We start from the raw sequence: 19,003 nt of genomic DNA, 5'->3' as shown, positions 1-19,003 counted from the left end.
GCAGCTTTTTTACCGAATAGGATCGACGAACGCAGTAATGCAACCAACGACTGCCGCCGTGGTCAAAGCCACCGGCGGCGCCGGCGCGACGCGGACCAGCCTCGAACTCGCGGCGACGCTCGGTCGGGCCGGCCACGCGGTCGGCGTGCTCGACGTCGACTTCGCGACGCAGGGCCTCGCGGCACACGTCCCGGGCCGGATCGAGGCGGACCTGACGAACGTACTCGTCGAAGACGGGTCCCTCGGCGACGCGAGCGTGGATCTCGATCTCGACCCCCTTCGCGACGCCGGGGGCCGCGTTGCCGTCGCTCCCTCGCGGGCACCCTTCGAGCGCCTCGCCCGTGCCAAGACGCCGAGGGCAGCGCAGACGTTCGAGACGGTCCTCGACGACGCGGCGGCGCAGTTCGACTACGTCCTCGTGGACGCGCCGCCGGTCGCGACGAACCCCGCGGTCAGCGCAGTCACCACCGCCGATCGGGTAGCCGCCGTGACGCCGGCCAGCCAGCGGGGCGTCGACGCGCTCCAGCGGCTCCGCGAGCGCCTCGAGGACGTCGGCGCGGCGCCGGGACTCGCGATCGCGAACCGTGCCGACGGCGAGCACCCGGTGCAAGCCGCCGACGCTGCGCTGCCGACCCACGAGGTTCCGGAGGCTGCCGTGCCGAGCGCGGCGGATCCGGACCCCGCCTACGCGCCGGCCGTCGCTGAAGCTGCCGAGGCGCTATTCGACGTCGAACTGGCGCTCGAGTTTCCAGAGGAGGGGCTCATCGCCGGTCGGTTCGGGTAGGAGTCGACGAAGCAGGGGCGCTGCAGCGATCGACGCGCTTGTCGGCAACGAACGAACTGATCAGCGGACCGCACGGCCGGTCGACCGATAAACGAGGACCACTCGTCGACGGCGAACGGATCGCTCAGAGGAACTCCCCGGCGTCGGCCATCGTCTCCGCGAGCGCGTCGTCGGTCGACAGCGGCGCGTCGCCGGGGCCGAGCACGGGTTCGACCGCCTCGCGGGCAGCCGGGATCGGCTCGTGGGTCTCGAGGAAGGTCGTCAGCAGGAACTCGGTCTCGGACGCGCCAGCGAGTTCTCGGGCCTCGGTCCGAGGGAGGTCGCCAGCGATCCAGTCGGTGACGATCTCGCGGGCCACCGGCGCGAGCGGGCAGACGCCGTCGACGCCAACGAGGTGGAGGACCTTCGCGGCGGTGATCGGCGGGAGGCCGGCTGCCTTCCCCGCGCCGCCGACGCTCGCGCCGTCGGCGTAGGCGTCGACGAGGTCGGCCGCGGCCGCCGCCGAGCAGGGGAGGTCCTCCGCCACGGGCACGAGGCGCTCCGCGAGGTCGCCGTCGGTCTCGTCGACCGTCGCGACGCCCCGGTCGCGCTGCTCGGCCGTGACCTCGAGGTCCGCAGCGATATCCGAGAGCCCCATCGGCAGATAGTTCCGACTATCACTTGTTAAAATTTTCGTTCGTAGTTACGGTCCTTCGTCGGCGGCGGCCGACGAGTCCTCCCTGCGCCCACGAGAACGTACCGGTAACCGGTACGTTCGCCACCCCGCTTCCTGCGGGTTCGTTGCGCTGACAGCACGATTTAAATAACCCTTCCCTGCGTAGCTCCACTCGTGATGACGACGGACGACGGATGCCCCGAATGCACAGGCGCGCTCGCCCGGGAGGGTGACGAGACGATCTGCACCGACTGCGGCCTGGTCGTCGACGCCGACCGCCTCGACCGCGGCCCCGAGTGGCGCTCCTTCCAGGGCGAGGAGACGAACCGCGAACGCACCGGCGCGCCGCTGACGAGGAGCCGACACGACCGCGGACTGAGCACCGAAATCGGCCACGGCGATGGCAGCGGCTCGGTCCGGCTCACCGGCCGCAAGCGCCGACGGCTCGTGCGGATGCGCCGCGAACACAGCCGCGCACAGATCGCGACGAAGCAGGACCGCAACAAGGTGTACTCCTACACGGAGATCAGGCGACTCGTCGACCGCCTCGAGTTACCCCAGGACGTCTGCGAGCAGGCATGCGCACTCTTCGACTCCGCACAGTCCGCCGAACTCCTTCAGGGGCGCTCGCTCGAGGGGTTCGCCGCCGCGACCGTCTACGCCGTCTGCCGGACCCGTTCGATCTCGCGGACGATCGACGAGGTCGTCGCGGACGCTCGCGCGGACGAGAGCGAACTCCGGGCCGCCTACGACGCGCTGAACCGCGAACTCGGCCTGCCGACCGGTCCGATCGACCCGGCGGAGTACGTCCCCCGGTTCGCCTCGGCGCTCGACCTGCCGGACGCCATCGAGCGGCGCGCACTCGAACTCGCCGCGCTCGGTCGCGAGGCGGCGATCGCCGGCGGTCGCGACCCCAGCGGGTTCGCGGCTGGCTGTCTCTACACGGCTGCACAAGACTGCGGCCACGGGCTGACCCAGTGCGACGCGGCCGACGCCGCCGGCGTCTCGCCGGTGACGCTCCGGAAGGCCTACCACGACCTCGAGGACGCGAAAGCTACGGAGGTCACGACCAGTGACGGTGCGCCTGAAGACGGTACTGCCAGTGACAGCACGGTCTCGGACGATGCGGCCAGCGACGCCACGGGTTCGGAAGGGACGGCCGGCCACGCGACGCCCGCACACGCCACAGCGGGGGAAGCCGAGAGCTCGGACCCCGATGCCGACGTCACCATCGGCCAAGACGATCCAGCTGGCCGGTCGAAGCGCTCCGGAACGCCGGCGGCGATGCCCTTCAGCGACGACTGACGCGCGAAGTGGCGATAGACCCGTCCCGACGCCGACCACCGCGAGCGGCGCGTAGCGTTCTCCCGACCCAACGACTAAACGCCCAGCCGCCACTGTCCCGATATGAGCTATCTGGTCCCCTTCGACGACTCGCCGCTGTCCAGAACCGCGCTCCGCCGGGCCGGCGAGTTCGGCCGCGTCATGGACGAGCGCGTCGTCGCGCTGGTCGTCGTTCCGCCCAGCACGGACTACGCTCGCGAGAAGGGGTGGATCGATCCGGGCGAACCCTACGACGCCGACCGGATCGAACGGGGGCTGCGTGCGGCCGCCCGCGAGATCGCACCGGACGCCGAGGTCCGGGTCGAGACCACCGAGGAGACGGACTATCGCGCGTCGATGACGACGGACGTCGTCCGGCGAATCCGCCAGGTCGCCGGGGATCTCGAGGCGTCGGTACTCTTCATCGGCACCGCGAACGCCGGCTCCGTCGTTACCCCCGTCGCGAGCGTCGGTTCACCGGTCTCCGACGATCCACAGTACGACGTCCACCTCGTTCGCCACGCCGACGAGGACCTCGCGGACTGATCCTGTCGGAGCGCGGGCGCCCTGGATCGCGAGTGAAGGAAATCGGAGTGGGAGCAACCGAAATCGAAGCGCGATCGGTCAGGATCGGAACGCGAGCGTCTGAAACGACCACCGGGACGCGTCGCCCTTCCCTCACAGGTCCCGCCGACGGCCTTTGGGCACCATCGAGCGCAGTTCGCCGTGGACGTACAGCCCGACGCCGAGGATCGCGCGGTCGCCGGCAAGTTCGTGGGCGGCGATCAGGTATCCCCAGTCGCCGTCCCAGCGATCGATCGACTGGTCCTCGCCGGCGGCGAAGCGCCGGGCCTCCTCTCTTTTCAGTTCGATGACGTTCTGCGTGGCCGCGTCGCCGAACCGCTGGACGGCGTCGGTCGTGGGCTTCCAGTGCTCCTGGCGCGTCCGCAGGAACGTCATTCCGACGGCCTCGACGTCGCTGGGATCTGCCGCGTCGCCGGCCAGCACCCACAGCTTCCCGTTGCCCTTCTCCCAGAGCGTGTGCTCGGCGAAGGTCGCCGGCGGGATCCCGAATCGGTCGTCCCACCACTGCAGAACGGCCTCGCGGGAGGGCCGCCCGGCGACGGTTCGTTCGGCGTCCGTCGGCGCGAGGCGATCGAAGCGGTGGCTGACGTTCTCATCGAGGTCGGTTTCGGTTCTGTCGCTCGCGTCGGATGTGGTGTCGTGCTCGTCTGGAGCTGCCTCGCCCTCACCGAGCCCGAGGTAGGTCTCGTCGTCGCTCATCGGCCCACCTCCAGCGTCGCGAGGAAGAACCCGCCGGTGTCGTTCAGGTGCGGATACACGCGAGCGGCGCGCTCGACGCTCGGATCGAACGAGTCTCCCTGCCACTCCGTGACGCCGGGTCGGGATTCGAGGGGCAGTTCCTGCTCGACGATGCGACACGCCTCCTGTTCCAGAACCGCGTCGAGGACCGCCTCGTTCTCCTCGGGTGCGTAAGTGCACGTCGAGTAGACGACCCGGCCGCCGGGCCTGGTCGCCTGGATCGCACGGCGCAAGATGTCGGTCTGGACGCCCGACACGTCGGTGAGAAAGCCCTCGCTCCAGGTCTCGAGCGCCGCGGGATTCTTCCGGAGCGTGCCCTCGCCGGAGCAGGGCGCGTCGACGAGCGCCGCGTCGAAGGCGTCGACCTCGAGCGGGTCGAGCGAGTAATTCCGGGCGTCGCGGTTCGTGACGACGGCGTTCGTCACGCCGAGGCGCTCGGCGTTGAACCGGAGCGCCGACAGCCGACCCATGTTCCGGTCGTTCGCGACGATCCGGCCGCGATCGTCCATCGTCGCCGCGAGCTGCGTCGTCTTGCTGCCCGGCGCCGCGCAAGCGTCCCAGACCGTATCGGACGGGTCGGGATCGAGCGCGATCGGCGGCAGCGTGGAGACCGCCTCCTGCGTGTGGATCCAGCCGTGGAAAGCGGGCCAGGTCGCGCCAGGGCCGTCCGTGTCCACGGCGAGGAGTTCCGGGTTCCAGTCGGTCGGTTCGGCGTCGATGCCGGCCTCGTCGAACGCCTCCCGGACCCGATCGACGTCAGCCTTGATGGTGTTCACCCGGACGGTCTTCCCGAGCGGTCGCTCGATCGCCGCCGCGAAGGCGTCGAACTCGTCGACGATCGGTTCGTAGCGCTCGAGGACCTCGTGCATTCGGTTCGACCTCGGGAGTGGGCCGGGCTTGTGGGTGTCGGTTCGGGGGCCGATAGGGGCGGCGGCGTTGCGATGGGAGCGAGGTCGGTCGCGATCCAGGCGGGGACGCGTCGGGATCGGACGGGGCGAGCCCCACCGTGGCGCACCATTAAGCGGGTTCCCCTCCAAACGCCGCTATGGCAGGCATCACGGTTCAGGCCGACCTGGAACTCGACGCGCCGACGCTGGTCGAGGGGCTGCCGGGCGTCGGCCTCGTCGGCAAGATCGCGACCGACCACCTCGTGGAGACCCTGGGAATGACCCGCTATGCGAGCATCACCTGCGAGGGACTCCCCAAACTCGGCGTCTACGCCGCTGGCGAGCGTGACGTCAGACCGCCGGTCAGGCTCTACGCCGACGAGGCGTCGAACCTCGTCGCACTCCAGAGCGACGTCCCCGTCTCGCCGCAGGCAGCGCCCACCTTCGCCGACTGCGTCACCGGCTGGCTCGAGACCGATGACGTCACGCCGATCTACTGCAGCGGCTACGCCAGCGAGGATCGCTCGACGCCACCCGGGCTGTTCGGCGTCGCGACGGGCGGGGCGGGCGACCGCCTCGACGACCTCGAGATCGGGACGCCCGACGAACACGGTGCGATCTCCGGGCCCACCGGCGCGCTGGTAGCCGCCGCCTCCGAACGCGACGTCCCGGGCTACGGACTGGTCGTCGAGTCGAATCCCCAGTTCCCCGACCCCGAAGCGGCGCGCGTCCTCATCCGGGAGGGCATCGCCCCGCTCACGGACGTCGAGGTCGACACCGAGGCCCTCGTCGAGCAGGCCGAAGACGTCCAGGAGCGCCGCGAGGAACTCGCGAAGAAGCTCCAGGAGGCCCAGCAGGAGGCGAGTTCGGAGGCAAAGCCGCTCAGGATGTACCAATGAACCTTTTTGCAGCGCGCTCCAGCGCGCTGCAAAAACGTTCATGAAAAACAGCTCCCGAGGCGCTGCGCCCCTCGCCAGCGGTGTATAGCTCGCGCGTCCCCAGAGGCCGGAGTGAACGGTGGCCGCTACGTTCGAGGGAGTGGTCGCGTTCCGGGACCGCCCGACCGCTCAATCGAAGCGTACCCGACCGTACCAACGACGGTCGATCGAACCGCGCGGAGCCTACCGACGGAACGAGGACGAACCACTTCTTGCAGAAAATCGCAAGCAAGCGCGGCGTTACACGACCGTACCAAACGCATGAAGGGGGACACAGCCCTCCAGTGGAGTATGAGCGCCACTGCCGCGGCGTCGACTGCAAGTCTCTCCGACAAACAACACCAGATCCTCGGCTACCTCCGCGAGAAGGCGCCGATGAAGACGTACTTCAAGTCGCGGCTGATCGCTGAGGAGCTCGGGATGAGCGCGAAGGAGGTCGGCACGAACATGACAGCGATCGCGGACGGCGACCTCGACGTCGACGTCGAGCGATGGGGGTACTCCTCGTCGACAACGTGGAAAGTGACCGTGTAAGGGGCCCATCCGCGCCGACCCCTTTCCGTCGGAGTTTCACGTCGCTGTCGCGGTTTCGTTCCCCGGCGATCGGCGTTCGAGTCGGTGCCGTTGCCGGGGGTTTTCGTCCGGTCGGTAGTTTCGAATCTCGAATGGCTCCGGAACTTCGTCTCGGTGCTCCCTGCGATGACTGCTATATTTCGAGGCCGGTCGTTCGACCACAACGCAAGAAGTGAGTCGTGCGGAGAGCTACGGAGCCGACCCCACACGATATATCAATTATATATTCAACGGGCTAGCGCGTATAGAAACGAGTGGAGCACGTCCGAACCGGACCCACTGCGGGAGCCCACTACGACCCGAGACGGCGGCGTCGCGGCGACACCCGCTGTCCCGTGTCCGCGAGCGACTCGCGGGGATCCGCGAGGACCTCATAGCCCTCGACTCCACCGACGAACGCCCGCTCCGCCGCCAGATCGCCGCGCTTCGCGAGCGCTCTGACGAGGTCGACACGCGTCGTCGCAGCCACCTCGCGTCGCAGGCCGGAGGCTCCGACGACGACCCCGGGTTCCAGTCCTGCTGCTATAGCGACTGTCGCACCGAGCGACCAGTGCCGGCTGCCGTCGCGACGATACGGCGTGCGATCGGCGACCGACGGCGAGACCTCCACGGCGAGTCGAGTCGCCGAGCCGTCGCTCCGCGGGTGTTCGGTGGAGTAGGAAGACGGCTGCTGCCCGCTTCAGGGGTCGAACGCGATCAGGCCGTCGGCCTCGCCAGCGAGCGCGACGGCGTCGGCGTCGAATGAGTCGGCGTAGCGCACGACGAGCGCGAGGACGGTCTCGGGCTGCTGGAGCCGGTAGCCGTCGTCGCGTTCCAGGAGTCCGTCGGCCTCGAGACTGGCGGCCTGTCTGCTGATCGTCGGTCGCGAGACGCCGACGGACTCCGCGAGGCTCGCCCCGGACTGTCCCGGTTCACGGAGCAAGGCGAGGACCATCGCTCGCGGCGTCTCCTTCCGGAGCGCGGCGAGCGCCGTACGCTCGGGGGCCGAGAACGTCGCTGCGGGGTAGTACCGAGCGTAGTCGCCGTCGTCCTCGCGGACGATCGCACCGTCGTCGATCAGCTGGCGGAGGTGGTGCTGGGTCTCGCCGGTGCCCAGGCGGAGATCGTCGCGGACTTTCGAGAAGTGCGCGCCGGGGGTCGCCGAGAGGTAGCCGACGAGGGCCTCGCGAGCGTCGCTCCCCTCGGCGGCGGCCGACCCGGAGGCGGCGAGACCCGCCGGGATCGTCGCACCGAGGGCTGCGAACCGCCGTAGCGTGGCCCGCTTGTCCTCGTCGACGCCCCGGTCGGTCATGTGTGGAGTAGGGTGAGCGGACGGTTACGTCCGTTGCTTATGACCCGAGGCGCGTGGTAAAAAGGGTTGCGTCGGCGGAGGCGCGGTTCCCAGGTACGACCGACTCCAGGCCAGTTTGCTTCCGCCGGCCCGAAGCCGGACGGGTGGGGCTGTGGCCGCTGCGCTTAACACCGTGAGCAGAGAAGGTGCGTGACGCATACCGAACGTGTTCGACCCCAGCGCGCCGGAGGACGCGAGCGAGGTGCTCGACCGGTTCGTCGACAACCTGCCGGGGATCGCCTACCGCTGTGAGCCGGAGGCACCGTGGAAGATGACGTTCCTGCGCGGGCAAGTCGAGTCACTTACCGGCTACGACTCGGCCGAATTCGAAGCGAACGACGTCAGCTACGGGAGTCTCGTCCTCGCAGCGGACCACGACGACCTCGAGCGCACCGTGCAGCGTGCAGTCGAGGAGCGGCGCCAGTTTACGGCCAACTACCGAATCGAGACGCGGACGGGCGAGACGAAACACGTGTTCGAACGCGGCGTTCCCGTCGTCGAGAACGGCGGGACGACCGCGCTCGAGGGCATCATCGTCGACGTCTCCCAGCGCAAGGCCTACCAGGAGCGCCTGCACCGCCAGAACGACCTCTTCGCGCACACCCAGCAGCTGGCGAACGTCGGCGGCTGGGAACTCGATTCGACGAGCGAAACGCTCCGATGGACCGACCAGGCCAAGCGGATCCACGGCCTGCCGCTCCAGGCGTCGCCGTCGGTGGACGAGGCCATCGAGTTCTACCACCCCGAGGACCGCCCCGTGATACGGAACGCGGTCGATCGGGCACTGGCCGAGGGCGAACCCTTCGATCACGAACTACGGATACGCACCACGCACGGCGAGCAGCGCTGGGTCAAGACCCGCGGCGTCCCGCAGGTCGAGGACGGCGAGGTCGTTCGCCTCAGAGGCGCGATTCAGGACGTCACCGAGCGACTGGAGCGCGAACAGTCCCTGCGGAGCGAACAGGCGTTCACGGAGAGCATCCTCGAGGCGATTCCGGACCCCCTGTACGCGTTCGACGAAACTGGATCGTTCACTCGGTGGAACGATCGCTTCGAGGAGGTGACCGGCTACATCGACGCAGAGATCGCGGGGATGTCGCCACTCGATTTCGTCGCGGAAGCGGACCGGGATCGCGTCCGCGAACACGTGCAGCGGGTGCTCGAACGAGGTGAGGCCACGACGGTCCGGGCCGCACTCCGCACGAAGTCGGGGGAGGAGATACCCTACGAGTTGACGGGTGCTCCCAGAGAGACGGACGCCGACGCTCACGCAGAACTCGTCGGCATCGGTCGCGACGTGTCCGATCGGCTGCAGCGGGAGCGTCGGTTCGAGGCGGTGTTCAACAACACCTACCAGTTCACCGGGCTGGTCGACACCGACGGCAACATCGTCGAGGTCAATCAGGCCGGGCTGGCCTTCGCGGGTGCCTCGCGGGACGATGCCATCGGCACCCCACTGTGGGACGCTCTCGAGTTCACCGGCGAGGCCGACGAAGAAGCGGTGAAACGGGGATTTCAACGCGCGATTGACGGAGAGATCTTTCGCGACGAGTTACGGGTGGTCGGTCACGACCGCGTCGCCGTGATCGACTTCTCGATCCGACCGATCACCGACCGCGACGGCGAGGTGACGCTGCTCGTCCCCGAGGGGCGAGACATTTCGGAAATCAAGGAACGGGAGCGGCTCCTCCACGTGCTACACCGGCTCCTCCGGCACAATATCCGCAACGACCTCAATACGGTCCGTGGCTACGCGGACCTCGTCGCGGAAGAGATCGACGACGAGGCGACGCTCGACCACCTCGATCGCCTCACCGACGCCGCGACGAACCTCCTCACGACCAGCGAGAAGGCGAAGGTGATGATGGACTCGATCCTCGACCCCCACCGCGGCTCGGAGCCGGCCGAACTCCGATCGTCGATCGAGTCGGTCGCAAAGCGGCAGCGGTCGCAGTTCCCAGCAGCCACGATCGAGGTTCGGGTCGACGCGTCGGGCCCGCTCCCCGTCGACCCGCGAGTCGAGGTGGCCGTCGAGCAACTCGTCGAGAACGGCGTCGAACACAACGCCAGCGAGGCCCCGGCAGTGACCGTCACGGCGACGCGAGAAGGAGCGGACGCCGTCGTCGAGATCGTCGACGACGGGAACGGGATCGCCGACGACGAGTGGGCGATGGTCGACGCCGAGGTGCGCGACGAGCAGACACAGCTCCGTCACGGGAGCGGGATGGGTCTCCTGCTGACGCGCTGGATCGTCGACGACGTCGGCGGGCAACTGGCCTACGACGACAGGGACACCGAGGGAAGCGTGGTCTCACTCCGGCTGCCGCTCGCGGGGGGCACGGACGAATAGCGAGCGAATCGTCCCCTGCGGGGTCGACGACCGCCGTGAGGCGACCGAGAATCAGGACTTCTCCTCGAACTCGAAATCGTCGGCGGTCTCGTCGACGACCTCGTCGGGATCCTTGATGTCGGTGGCGGTCTGGCCTTCCTTGACGGCCTCTGCTTGCTCCTCGATCTCCTCGATCGCCCCTTGCATGTCGGCCTCCTCGTCGATGTTGGAGATGATCTTCTCGATGTCGTCGAGGCCGAGGAGTTCCCGGGTCTCGGCGTCGAACTCCAGCGAGTCGAGCATCTCGCCGTCCTGCTTGACGTCGGAGCCGGTGAGGTGCTTGCCGTAGCGGCCGATCAGCGAGGACAGCTCCTGGGGCAGGACGAACGTCGTCGATTCGCCCTGGCCGATCGACTCCAGGGTCTCCATCCCCTTCTCGATGACTGCGCGCTCGCCCATCGACTCGGCGGAACGGGCACGCAGGACCGTCGAGATCGCGTCACCCTGCGCCTCGAGGATCTGGGACTGCTTCTCACCCTGGGCGCGAATGATGTTGGACTGCTTGTCACCCTCGGCCTTCTCGATCGCACTGCGACGTTCACCCTGCGCTTCGAGGATCATGGCGCGGCGACGGCGCTCCGCGGAGGTCTGTTCCTCCATCGCCTGCTGGACGTCCTTGGAGGGGTTGACCTCGCGGACCTCGACCGACTCGACGCGGATGCCCCACTCGTCGGTGGGCTCGTCGAGTTCGCGGCGGATCTTCGCGTTGATCTCCTGGCGCTTGTTGAGCGTGTCGTCGAGTTCCATGTCGCCGAGCACGGCGCGCAGCGTCGTCTGGGCGAGGTTGGAGACGGCCCGCTTGTAGTCGTCGACCTCGAGGAACGCCTTCTTGGCGTTCATCACCTTGATGTAGACGACGGCGTCGGCGGTGACCGGCGAGTTGTCCCGCGTGATCGCCTCCTGGCGGGGGACGTCGAGGGTCTGCGTTCGCATGTCGAAGGTGTAGGTCTTCGAGACGAACGGCGGCACGAAGTTGATCCCCGGCTCGAGGAGCTTCCGGTACTCCCCGAAGACGGTCAGCGCGCGCTTCTCGTAGGCGTTGACGATCTCGATCGCGCTCGCGACCGTGACGACGGCGAGGATCAACAGGACGGCCCCGATGATCGTCGCCCCCTGCACGGCTTCTTGCAGCAGGACTGCGTCCACCATAGTTCGTTGTTGGCCGAGCCGAGTGAAAAATCCTTGCTGCCGCCCGATCGGCGGGCGCGTGCTCCTTGCGCCGTCGACGGCCGCCACGCCGGGCGGTGTAGACTGCGTGGCGCCACTCGCCGGACGCCACCTACCGAGATGGTGCTTCTGGCTGCTCGATCGCTGCCAGCCGATCGGCCGACCGATTCGGGGTCGTACAGTCCCGCCATTTCATTCGTCATCGAAACAATTTTGTCAACAGTCTGGCGTTCGTATGGAATGATGACAGGCGCGTCGTCGCCGCCCGAAGACGCGAGGAGGGCCTCCCGCTCCGTGGCAATCGACGGGGCTGAGCCCTCGTTTCGCGCCGTGAAAGCCGCTAGCGTGGTGCTCCTGCTCGGTGCTGTCCTCGATACCGCGGTCGGGCTGGGTGTGATCGGTACGAGTCCGATCCCCGGCGCACTTCTGCTCGGGATCGGCGTTTCGGAGTGCTATCTCGCGTACGGCCTCTGGCACCGCCAGCGCTGGGGACTCCGCGGGACGCTGCTGACCCAGGGAGTTGCGATCGTTCCGCTCGTGGTGCTCGGCACGATGCTCGCGACCGCTCCGAAGCTAGCCCTCCTCGGGTATCTCCTCTGGCTGCGTAACGCGGACTGGCGGTGAGCCACGTTCGGCAGGGGGCGTACAATCGGACGGCGACATCGCCGAACGGCTGTCGAAGTCTTCGATCGGCCGTGAAAGTCTCCGACTGGGCGGGAGAATTACCCAACGGACGAGGAGTCGTCCGAACGAACGGGGACCGAACCGTCCGAGGATCGAATCAGGCGCCGGTCTGGGACTCGCGTTCGCCGACGGGTTCGCCGCCCTCGGACTCCCGGGCGAGTTCGCGGTCGATCTCGTCGTCTTCGAGGCCCTCCAGCGCCGTGACGGTCACGACGTTACCGCCGCCGGGATCGACGACGATGATCTCCTCGCCCTCCGCGATTTCGCGATCCACGGTCCGCGCCTGGTAGAAGGGATTGAAGCCGCCGCCGTCGAGTTTGACCCGGCCGTCGGTCTCGGTGACGCGATCGACGACGCGGCCGGTGGCGCCCCGGAGCGAGTCGGAGTCGCTCGTCTGCTCGGCAGTGCCGCCGTAGATGTCGTACTCCCGGTAGAGGAAGAGCGCGAGGGCGCCGAACAGCAGGGTGAGCCCCGCCAGCGCGATCGGCGACGCCAGCGGCGCGACGACGAGGCCGAGCATCCCGGCAAACAGCAAGGCGACCCCGAGCACGATGAAGTTCGCTCCCGGTGCCAGCGCTTCGGCGATCATCAGGCCGAGCCCGATCAACACCAGGAGCAGCGGCAACTCGAATCCGAACACTGCCATACAAAGCCTTCCCGCCCCGGCCGATTAATCCTTCCGCCGCTTTTCGGGTCGAAATCGAGCCACGGCGACGACGGCGCCCGTGTGAACGTCAGTTGGCGTGCGGTGAGGATGGCTCGCGGATCAGCCCGCGAACACGGTGGCCGCACGGTAGATCACGAACAGGCCGAAGAGCACGCCGAGCAGCAGGAAGAGTGCGTTCTCGAGAGACGGGGTCTCGGGGACGATCTCCGGTCGTGGGGGCGCGTCCTCCGGGCGAGCGCCGAAGACCCCGGCGATGGACGGCTCGTACTCCTCCTCGTCGCTGGCGTCCTCGGAGCCGGTCGCAGTCCTGCCGGCATTCGCCCCGGCACCCTCGGACGGAGCATCCTCCTCGGCCGCGCGATCGGCGGCCGATTCCCAGCCGTCCGACCAGGCGTCGTCGGCCGTGCCGGTCGACTCGTCCACCGAGTCGTCGTCAGACCGGCTGCGATCGGACCGGCTGTGGTCGGACTCGTCGGTCATGTCTCCCCGTCGGCGCTCGCGATGCAAAAAGGCGCCGTCCCGCGCCGATCTTCCGCGTTAGACGCGCTCGGCCGAGTCCAGCGACCGGCCCTCGCGGTCGGCCCCTGGGTCGATGGCACCCGCGTACACGACGCCGCGCTCGGCGTCGAGCGTCACCTCGTCGCCTGGCGCCACCGACTCGGCCATCGGCGCGCCGCTGATCATGGGGATCTCGAGTTCGCGAGCGACCATCGCCGGGTAGCCCGTCATCCCCTTTCGCGCGTCGACGATGCCGGCGAGGCGCGCGGGGTCGCCCGAAAACTCCGCTTCGAACTCCGAGTCGAGGACGAGCACGGAGCCCTCGGCCACGGCGCCGAGGTCGCCGTCCGGTGCGGTGGCGACCGGCCCGGAGACCCGGCCGTCGACGACGGATCGGCCCGTCGCGACCGTCTCGGCAGCGACGTGCACCTTGAGCATGTTCGTCGTCTGGGCGCCCTCCAGTTCGGTCATCATCCCGGAGAGCACGACGACCGTGTCACCACTCTCGGCGACCGACGCGTCGAGGGCTGCGCCGACGGCCGTCTCGACGACCTTGTCCGCGCCACCGTCGACGAAGGAGCGAGACATCGGGATGACGCCAGCGGAGAGAGCGAGTTGGCGGCGAACCGCCTCGTTCGGCGTCGCCGCGACGACCGGCACCGGTGGCCGGAACTTCGCCGTCTTGAGCGCGGTGTAGCCGGACTCGGAGGCGGCGACGACCGCCGAGGCGCCGAGGTCGCGGGCGAGGAAGCGCGCCGAGCGGGCGATCGCGCCGGTCCGGCTCTCGCCGGCGGAGGGCACGCGCTGCTCGCGTAGCTCCGCGTACTCCCCGCTCCGCTCGGCCTGGCTGACGATCCGGTCCATCGCCTCGACGACCTGGACAGGGTGCTCGCCGACGGCAGTCTCGCCGGAGAGCATCACCGCGTCGGTGCCGTCGAGGACGGCGTTCGCGACGTCGGAGGCCTCCGCGCGGGTCGGGCGGCGCTCGTGAATCATCGAGTCCAGCATCTCCGTCGCGGTGATGACGGGGACGCCCGCGTTCCTCGCCTCCCGGATGATCCGCTTTTGGATGATCGGGACGTCCTCCATCGGCAACTCGACGCCGAGGTCCCCGCGGGCGACCATCACGCCGTAGGCGGCATCGACGATCCCACCGAGGTTGTCGACGGCGCCGGCCCGCTCGATCTTGGCGACGATCGGGACGTCGGCGCCTGCGTCCTCGGCGGCTTCGTTGACGGCCAGGACGTCGTCGCGGTCGCGGACGAAGCTCGCGGCGACGAAGTCGACGCCGGGGTCGGCGGCCAGTTCCAGGTCGGCGCGGTCCTTGGCGGTGACGACGTCGAGGTCGAGGTCGACGCCGGGGAGGTTGACGCCCTTGCGGCCGCCGAGTTCGCCGCCGCTGACGATCCGGGCGAGGACGCCGTCCTCGTCGACCTCGGAGACGACTGCCTCGATGCGGCCGTCGTCGAGCAGCATCCGGTCGTCGGCCTCGACGCCGTCGATCGGGATCGAGAGGCCGACGGTCTCGGGGGTCGCGGTCTCCCCCTCTACGAACTGGACCATCGAGCCAGTCTCGAGCTCGATCGGTTCCTCGAGTGGCGCGGTCCGGATCTCCGGACCCTGGAGGTCGAGCATGACCGCGACGGGGCGATCGAGCTCCCGGTCGACCGACCGGACGCGCTCGATCATGGCGCGGCGGTCCGCGCGGTCCCCGTGGCTGGCGTTGAGCCGGGCGACGGACATCCCGGCCTGAGCCAGCTCCCGGATGGTTTCGCGGGAGCCGGAGGCGGGCCCCAGCGTACAGACGATCTTCGCGTTGCGCATGGGAGAGCTATGGACGGACCCCCGGAAAAACACGGTGGTTACTCGCTCGCGAGTCAGCGTTCGCCGGGTGGCGAATCCGGTAGTCAGCGGCGGCGAGGACAACGGAAAGTGGGCGAACGTCCGCCCCGTCTCGATTGGTCTCACTCGAACCCGAAGGGAACCTCGCCGTCGTTGGCTCGCAGATACGCGACGCCAGCGTCGAGACTCGAGAGCCGAACGTTCGCCCGGTGACCACCACCATACCGTTCGACGACGCCGTCCTGTACGAGATCGTCGATCAGCGCCTTGCCCCGACCCTCGAGATGCGAGGGCAAGGGCATCCCCACGATGGTCGTGACTTGCTTCTTGTTTCCGCCGGTGATACGCTTGCGTACCATCGCGTAGACGATCTCGTTCTTGATTGCCTGGTCGTCCACGGGACGCTTCGCCGCGGTATCACGGATGAACCTTCGCGAAAAATAATTCACACTGACGGTATCCTACCACACACTTTTGTTGCATGGAGTTCGACGGTTGGCCATGGCCACAACCCAGGCACCCGACGAGGAAGCCTACGCAGACGGCACCCCAATCGTGGAACTCCTCGGGGATTCCGCCCGCGTGAAGCTCCTCTCCGTGTTCGCCGGGAAGCGTTCCCGCGAGTTCACGATCTCGGAACTCGCTGAGAACGCCGGGATTTCACGCAAGAGCGTTTACAACCACGTCGACGAACTCGTCGAGTTCGGCGTCGCCCAACCCATCGAAGCCGGCAGCGGCACGCGGTACAGGACCGCAGAGACCGCGGTCGCACAGAAGCTGTTCGAACTCGACGGCGTGACCCTCCAGCGACTCGTCGAGTAGCAGTTGAAACGTCCGATGCAGCCGTAATTGCTCGACAGCGGATTCGTCGCTACAGCAACAGGGTTCCCAACGATCCCACCCGGTTCACGCTCCCGGAGGGTCCCTCGTCGTTCCGAACGTGAATGGCGGACCACCCTGCCTGCTCGGCGGGGCCGATGTCCGTCTCGTACTCGTCGGCGACGAACACGTGCTCGGCGGCGTCGACGCCGTTCGCGCTGAGGCGATCGGCAGCCGTGGCGAAGATTTCCGGGTCGGGCTTGCGCGCGCCGACCTCGTTGGAGATGACGACAGCGTCGAAGGCGTCCGCGAGGTCGTGGGCGTCGAGTTTCGCGCGCTGGAGGTCGCCCTCGCCGTTGGAGAGGACGCCGACGGCCGCCGCGCGCTCGGCGGCCGCGTCGATCGTCTCGCGTGCACCGTCGGCGAGCGTCGTCCCGTCGACTTCGATTTCGCGATAGGCGTCGGCTGCCGCCGCGGTGTCGACGTCGATCCCGAGCTGTGCGTCGACGGCCTCGAAAGCGCGCTCGATCGGATCGTCCTCGCAGCGTTCCAGCGCGCCGAAGATCCGCTCGGCGAAGACGTCGTGGGCCTGCTCGGGCGGGTTCACCACCCCGCTCGCGACGAGGGCGTCCCGCACGAACGCGTCGAACGTTCGCTCGTGCTGGAGCAAAGTGCCGTCGAGGTCGAACCAGACTGCAGTCTCGGACATGCGGGTGGTTCGGAGGCCAGCGCACTTGCATTCGGCGGTGTCACGGCGGAGTTTCTTGGGTGAGGCCGTGGTAGAAGGGGGCATGGACCCTCCAGAGAGCGCTCCACGGTGCCTGCTGTTGCTCGGCGCGTCGCTCACGCTGCTCACGTTCGGGATCGGCTACGACCTGGTCGTCGGCACGACGTTCGCGGACTTCGCCATGGTCGTCACCGGGTTGTTCATCGGCTGGGTCGCGTTCTTCTACTGCCTCGGCCACCTCTCGGGGTGGGATCGATTCCCGGGCGGTCGTAGCGAGGAAGCCCCTGGAGAGGGATCGACCCGGGAGGGAGCGACCGAGGAGGAAGAACCCGGAAGTGTAGCGGTCCGCTCGGAAGAAACTCGCGCAGAAGATAGCCGAGACGAAGCGATTCGGGGGCAAGGGACCCGAGACGAGGCGGCCCGTGGAGACGAGCCTCCGAGCGAAGAGGCGCGAAGTGAAGCGTCGCGAACTGAAGCGTCGCGAAGTGAGGAGCGTCAGGACGCAGAGCCTCGAAGCGACGCGACTCGTGACGAAGAGGGCTGAAGACCGACGGGCGCAGACTCAGCGCTCCTCGACGTGTCGCACGTCGACCGCCACCCCGCGCGTACTCGCTGCCATCTCCGGGCCGGACATCGCAGCGCGCCCGACGCCGAACGCCAGTGGCCCCTCGACGATCACCTCGTCGCCGGGACGGATCTCGTCGTCAGCGTCGACGACCCCCGGCGCGAGCGCGCTGCCGTGCGGGACGAACTCGTCGATTTCGACGCGCTTCACCGGTGCCCCGGAGTTGGTCCACGCGCGAGCACCCTCCAGCGTGAATGCGAGGGTGCCGTACTGCGGGACGACGGCGGCGAGTTGGCCCTCGTCGGAGCGCTCGCTGGCGTCCGCACGGTCGACCTGGAGTTTCGGATAGCGACCGTGGACGACCACGTCGTCGAACACGTCGTCGCCAGCGCCGTCGCCGAGCATGTAGTCCGCAATCCCGCGGACGATCGAGCGGTAGCGCTGCCCCTTGCTGTAGCGGAGTTCGCCGTCGAGGGCAGCGTCGAGATTCCCCAGCGATTCCTCCGTCGTCGGGTGGTCGGCGACGGTGTACTCGACGGAGAGCGAGTCCGCGCCATCGCCAAGCTCAGCGATCGCCCGCTCCATGATCGGTCGGTAGTCCTCCGGCACGTGTGCGACGATCCGGGGGTAGTCCGCGCGCTCGAGGTAGGCTGCGAGGACGGTCGCGACGAACTCGACCTCCGTCGCCGACCACTCGCCGGTCACGACCGAGTCGTAGTGCTGGGCGGGGTAGGTGAGTTCGAGTTCGGCGGGGACCACGCCGATCGGACTCGTGATCGAGACGACGTGCCCCCGGTAGTCGATCGCGTCGTGGAACTGGCGGTGGCTCTGGGAGTCGCTGTAGGGCTTCGAGGCCGAGCAGGGGACTAGCACGAGCGGGTAGTCGTCGAATCTGGGGCGATAGCGCGACGTGACTCGATCCGCGTAGCGCTGGATCTCGACCCGGCGGAGCGTGTCCTCGGAGGCCGCGGTGATCTCGCCCCGCCGCACGAGGGGCGTCCGTTCCTCGAGGTAGGCCCACTGCTGGTCGAGCCGCCGGAAGGTGGCGGTGTGCCACTGCTCGTGGCGAGCCTGGCCCTCGACGTAGTCCCGGAGCGAGCCGTTCCGGATCTTCGCGCGGACGCGGGCGACCTCGGCGCGCAACGCGGCGACGTTGTGCTCGACGCAGTCCTCGCGGTCGAACGTGCCCGCGGGCTGCTGGCAGGCGGGGCAGGGGCAGGGCAGTTCGTCTGCGTCGTCGAAATCCTCGAGCCACGTCTCGCCGTCGGTCGTGAGATACCGGCCCTGCGTACCGCGGATCACCGCCCGGTCGGTGTCGAGGAGATCGACGCCGGCGTAGACGAGCGTCGCGACGTTGCCCGGCGTGGCGACCCCGGGGAGGTAGAGCGCCGAATCGGGTTGGATCGCCTCCCGGGTCTCGACGAGCGCTTCTGCGAACGCGGCGGCGTGGCCGACGACGCCCTGCGCACTCGAGAGCACGTAGGCGTCCTGCCCGAGATCAGCGGCAGTATCCTGGTGGACCACCGCGGCGCTGGGGAAGTCCACCTGGGGGTACTCGGGGGCGAACGAGGACTGGACCTCGGGGTCCGTGCCCGCGGGGAGCCCCCGGTGGGGCAGGATCGTGAGCGCGTCGTCCGTGCCCGCGGGCCCGTTGGCCTCCTCACCGGTCGGGAGCGCGCGATCCGCGCTCCACAGGCTGCCCGCGTCTTCGAGCACGTCGTCCACGAGCGCCGGTGTCCGCAGGGGGTCGGCCAGGCGAAGCTCGCCGAGCCGGGCCGCCCCGTCCCGCTCGTGGATCTCGAAGTACTCCGTCATACCCGATCTGGGCACCG

20 protein-coding genes and 1 pseudogene are annotated in these 19,003 nt (G+C 68.6%); 9 read left to right on the top strand and 12 right to left on the bottom strand.

Features of this window, described 5'->3' with window-relative positions; translation table 11 throughout:
* Nucleotides 1-37 precede the first annotated feature (37 nt).
* Complete coding sequence (locus L593_RS08980) at nucleotides 38-784, top strand: AAA family ATPase (RefSeq protein WP_020446642.1); 747 nt, start codon at nucleotides 38-40, stop codon at nucleotides 782-784.
* A 124-nt stretch (nucleotides 785-908) separates the two neighbouring features.
* On the opposite strand, the gene L593_RS08975 is transcribed toward L593_RS08980, so the two are convergent.
* On the bottom strand, nucleotides 909-1,421 hold the full coding sequence (locus L593_RS08975) for a hypothetical protein (RefSeq protein WP_020446641.1): 513 nt from the start codon (nucleotides 1,419-1,421) through the stop codon (nucleotides 909-911).
* A 195-nt stretch (nucleotides 1,422-1,616) separates the two neighbouring features.
* Here L593_RS08975 and L593_RS08970 point away from each other — a divergent pair.
* Nucleotides 1,617-2,486, top strand: a pseudogene (locus L593_RS08970) (transcription initiation factor IIB family protein); the annotation flags it as partial.
* Between the two features lie 360 nt (nucleotides 2,487-2,846).
* Nucleotides 2,847-3,308 (top strand): universal stress protein, encoded by a 462-nt coding sequence (locus L593_RS08965; protein WP_020446639.1) that lies wholly within the window; start codon nucleotides 2,847-2,849, stop codon nucleotides 3,306-3,308.
* Nucleotides 3,309-3,440: 132 nt separating this feature from the next.
* Here L593_RS08965 and L593_RS08960 read toward each other — a convergent pair whose 3' ends face one another.
* Nucleotides 3,441-4,046 (bottom strand): hypothetical protein, encoded by a 606-nt coding sequence (locus tag L593_RS08960; RefSeq protein ID WP_020446638.1) that lies wholly within the window; start codon nucleotides 4,044-4,046, stop codon nucleotides 3,441-3,443.
* Nucleotides 4,043-4,954, bottom strand: coding sequence for an RsmB/NOP family class I SAM-dependent RNA methyltransferase (locus tag L593_RS08955; RefSeq protein ID WP_020446637.1), 912 nt, complete (start codon nucleotides 4,952-4,954; stop codon nucleotides 4,043-4,045). The genes L593_RS08960 and L593_RS08955 overlap by 4 nt, the downstream gene beginning before the upstream one ends.
* 176 nt (nucleotides 4,955-5,130) lie before the next feature.
* Here L593_RS08955 and L593_RS08950 point away from each other — a divergent pair, with 176 nt between their 5' ends.
* Together L593_RS08950 and L593_RS08945 are read left to right on the top strand one after the other, a co-directional pair.
* Nucleotides 5,131-5,871, top strand: coding sequence for a proteasome assembly chaperone family protein (locus L593_RS08950; RefSeq protein WP_020446636.1), 741 nt, complete (start codon nucleotides 5,131-5,133; stop codon nucleotides 5,869-5,871).
* 330 nt (nucleotides 5,872-6,201) lie between these two features.
* Nucleotides 6,202-6,444: a hypothetical protein gene (locus tag L593_RS08945; protein ID WP_049894415.1), complete on the top strand. Its 243-nt coding sequence runs from the start codon at nucleotides 6,202-6,204 to the stop codon at nucleotides 6,442-6,444.
* Between the two features lie 331 nt (nucleotides 6,445-6,775).
* Here L593_RS08945 and L593_RS08940 read toward each other — a convergent pair whose 3' ends face one another.
* Together L593_RS08940 and L593_RS08935 are read right to left on the bottom strand one after the other, a co-directional pair.
* Complete coding sequence (locus L593_RS08940; protein ID WP_020446634.1) at nucleotides 6,776-7,093, bottom strand: hypothetical protein; 318 nt, start codon at nucleotides 7,091-7,093, stop codon at nucleotides 6,776-6,778.
* A 69-nt stretch (nucleotides 7,094-7,162) separates the two neighbouring features.
* Nucleotides 7,163-7,774, bottom strand: a complete 612-nt coding sequence (locus L593_RS08935; RefSeq protein WP_020446633.1) for a MarR family transcriptional regulator — start codon at nucleotides 7,772-7,774, stop codon at nucleotides 7,163-7,165.
* Between the two features lie 205 nt (nucleotides 7,775-7,979).
* Here L593_RS08935 and L593_RS08930 point away from each other — a divergent pair, with 205 nt between their 5' ends.
* Nucleotides 7,980-10,163: a PAS domain S-box protein gene (locus L593_RS08930; RefSeq protein ID WP_020446632.1), complete on the top strand. Its 2,184-nt coding sequence runs from the start codon at nucleotides 7,980-7,982 to the stop codon at nucleotides 10,161-10,163.
* Nucleotides 10,164-10,214: 51 nt separating this feature from the next.
* Here L593_RS08930 and L593_RS08925 read toward each other — a convergent pair whose 3' ends face one another.
* Nucleotides 10,215-11,351: an SPFH domain-containing protein gene (locus tag L593_RS08925; RefSeq protein WP_020446631.1), complete on the bottom strand. Its 1,137-nt coding sequence runs from the start codon at nucleotides 11,349-11,351 to the stop codon at nucleotides 10,215-10,217.
* Nucleotides 11,352-11,609: 258 nt separating this feature from the next.
* Here L593_RS08925 and L593_RS08920 point away from each other — a divergent pair, with 258 nt between their 5' ends.
* Nucleotides 11,610-11,993: a hypothetical protein gene (locus L593_RS08920; protein ID WP_020446630.1), complete on the top strand. Its 384-nt coding sequence runs from the start codon at nucleotides 11,610-11,612 to the stop codon at nucleotides 11,991-11,993.
* 157 nt (nucleotides 11,994-12,150) lie between these two features.
* On the opposite strand, the gene L593_RS08915 is transcribed toward L593_RS08920, so the two are convergent.
* The 4 genes from L593_RS08915 to L593_RS08900 all read right to left on the bottom strand — a co-directional run bounded on the left by L593_RS08915 (nucleotide 12,151) and on the right by L593_RS08900 (nucleotide 15,458).
* Nucleotides 12,151-12,699, bottom strand: coding sequence for an NfeD family protein (locus L593_RS08915; protein ID WP_020446629.1), 549 nt, complete (start codon nucleotides 12,697-12,699; stop codon nucleotides 12,151-12,153).
* Between the two features lie 120 nt (nucleotides 12,700-12,819).
* Entirely contained in the window at nucleotides 12,820-13,200 is a 381-nt protein-coding gene (locus L593_RS08910; protein WP_020446628.1) for a hypothetical protein, read from the bottom strand.
* Between the two features lie 57 nt (nucleotides 13,201-13,257).
* Nucleotides 13,258-15,042, bottom strand: a complete 1,785-nt coding sequence (pyk, locus tag L593_RS08905; protein WP_020446627.1) for a pyruvate kinase — start codon at nucleotides 15,040-15,042, stop codon at nucleotides 13,258-13,260.
* A gap of 140 nt (nucleotides 15,043-15,182) precedes the next feature.
* Nucleotides 15,183-15,458, bottom strand: coding sequence for a hypothetical protein (locus L593_RS08900; protein WP_020446626.1), 276 nt, complete (start codon nucleotides 15,456-15,458; stop codon nucleotides 15,183-15,185).
* A gap of 103 nt (nucleotides 15,459-15,561) precedes the next feature.
* Here L593_RS08900 and L593_RS08895 point away from each other — a divergent pair, with 103 nt between their 5' ends.
* Nucleotides 15,562-15,882 (top strand): winged helix-turn-helix domain-containing protein, encoded by a 321-nt coding sequence (locus tag L593_RS08895; protein WP_020446625.1) that lies wholly within the window; start codon nucleotides 15,562-15,564, stop codon nucleotides 15,880-15,882.
* Nucleotides 15,883-15,931: 49 nt separating this feature from the next.
* Here the strand turns inward: L593_RS08895 and L593_RS08890 are convergent, their stop codons facing one another.
* Nucleotides 15,932-16,588 (bottom strand): HAD family hydrolase, encoded by a 657-nt coding sequence (locus L593_RS08890; RefSeq protein WP_020446624.1) that lies wholly within the window; start codon nucleotides 16,586-16,588, stop codon nucleotides 15,932-15,934.
* Between the two features lie 82 nt (nucleotides 16,589-16,670).
* Here L593_RS08890 and L593_RS16435 point away from each other — a divergent pair, with 82 nt between their 5' ends.
* A complete protein-coding gene (locus L593_RS16435; RefSeq protein WP_259369961.1) occupies nucleotides 16,671-17,150 on the top strand; it encodes a hypothetical protein in 480 nt (159 codons plus the stop codon).
* Between the two features lie 18 nt (nucleotides 17,151-17,168).
* On the opposite strand, the gene arcS is transcribed toward L593_RS16435, so the two are convergent.
* Complete coding sequence (gene arcS / locus L593_RS08880; RefSeq protein ID WP_020446622.1) at nucleotides 17,169-18,986, bottom strand: archaeosine synthase subunit alpha; 1,818 nt, start codon at nucleotides 18,984-18,986, stop codon at nucleotides 17,169-17,171.
* Between the last annotated feature and the right edge of the window lie 17 nt (nucleotides 18,987-19,003).

Origin of the sequence: Salinarchaeum sp. Harcht-Bsk1 (assembly GCF_000403645.1) — an archaeon.
Lineage (GTDB): Archaea > Halobacteriota > Halobacteria > Halobacteriales > Salinarchaeaceae > Salinarchaeum.
The sequence above is the reverse complement of the archived record's forward strand: the minus strand, read 5'-3'. Positions and strand labels throughout refer to the sequence as shown.

Excerpts from the sequence above, each read along its gene's own strand:
- L593_RS08980 (WP_020446642.1), top strand. The coding sequence starts at position 38 with ATGCAACCAACGACTGCCGCCGTGGTCAAAGCCACCGGCGGCGCCGGC.
- L593_RS08975 (WP_020446641.1), bottom strand. The coding sequence starts at position 1,421 with ATGGGGCTCTCGGATATCGCTGCGGACCTCGAGGTCACGGCCGAGCAG.
- L593_RS08965 (WP_020446639.1), top strand. The coding sequence starts at position 2,847 with ATGAGCTATCTGGTCCCCTTCGACGACTCGCCGCTGTCCAGAACCGCG.
- L593_RS08960 (WP_020446638.1), bottom strand. The coding sequence starts at position 4,046 with ATGAGCGACGACGAGACCTACCTCGGGCTCGGTGAGGGCGAGGCAGCT.
- L593_RS08955 (WP_020446637.1), bottom strand. The coding sequence starts at position 4,954 with ATGCACGAGGTCCTCGAGCGCTACGAACCGATCGTCGACGAGTTCGAC.
- L593_RS08950 (WP_020446636.1), top strand. The coding sequence starts at position 5,131 with ATGGCAGGCATCACGGTTCAGGCCGACCTGGAACTCGACGCGCCGACG.
- L593_RS08945 (WP_049894415.1), top strand. The coding sequence starts at position 6,202 with ATGAGCGCCACTGCCGCGGCGTCGACTGCAAGTCTCTCCGACAAACAA.
- L593_RS08935 (WP_020446633.1), bottom strand. The coding sequence starts at position 7,774 with ATGACCGACCGGGGCGTCGACGAGGACAAGCGGGCCACGCTACGGCGG.
- L593_RS08925 (WP_020446631.1), bottom strand. The coding sequence starts at position 11,351 with ATGGTGGACGCAGTCCTGCTGCAAGAAGCCGTGCAGGGGGCGACGATC.
- L593_RS08920 (WP_020446630.1), top strand. The coding sequence starts at position 11,610 with ATGATGACAGGCGCGTCGTCGCCGCCCGAAGACGCGAGGAGGGCCTCC.
- L593_RS08915 (WP_020446629.1), bottom strand. The coding sequence starts at position 12,699 with ATGGCAGTGTTCGGATTCGAGTTGCCGCTGCTCCTGGTGTTGATCGGG.
- L593_RS08910 (WP_020446628.1), bottom strand. The coding sequence starts at position 13,200 with ATGACCGACGAGTCCGACCACAGCCGGTCCGATCGCAGCCGGTCTGAC.
- pyk (WP_020446627.1), bottom strand. The coding sequence starts at position 15,042 with ATGCGCAACGCGAAGATCGTCTGTACGCTGGGGCCCGCCTCCGGCTCC.
- L593_RS08895 (WP_020446625.1), top strand. The coding sequence starts at position 15,562 with ATGGCCACAACCCAGGCACCCGACGAGGAAGCCTACGCAGACGGCACC.
- L593_RS08890 (WP_020446624.1), bottom strand. The coding sequence starts at position 16,588 with ATGTCCGAGACTGCAGTCTGGTTCGACCTCGACGGCACTTTGCTCCAG.
- L593_RS16435 (WP_259369961.1), top strand. The coding sequence starts at position 16,671 with ATGGACCCTCCAGAGAGCGCTCCACGGTGCCTGCTGTTGCTCGGCGCG.
- arcS (WP_020446622.1), bottom strand. The coding sequence starts at position 18,986 with ATGACGGAGTACTTCGAGATCCACGAGCGGGACGGGGCGGCCCGGCTC.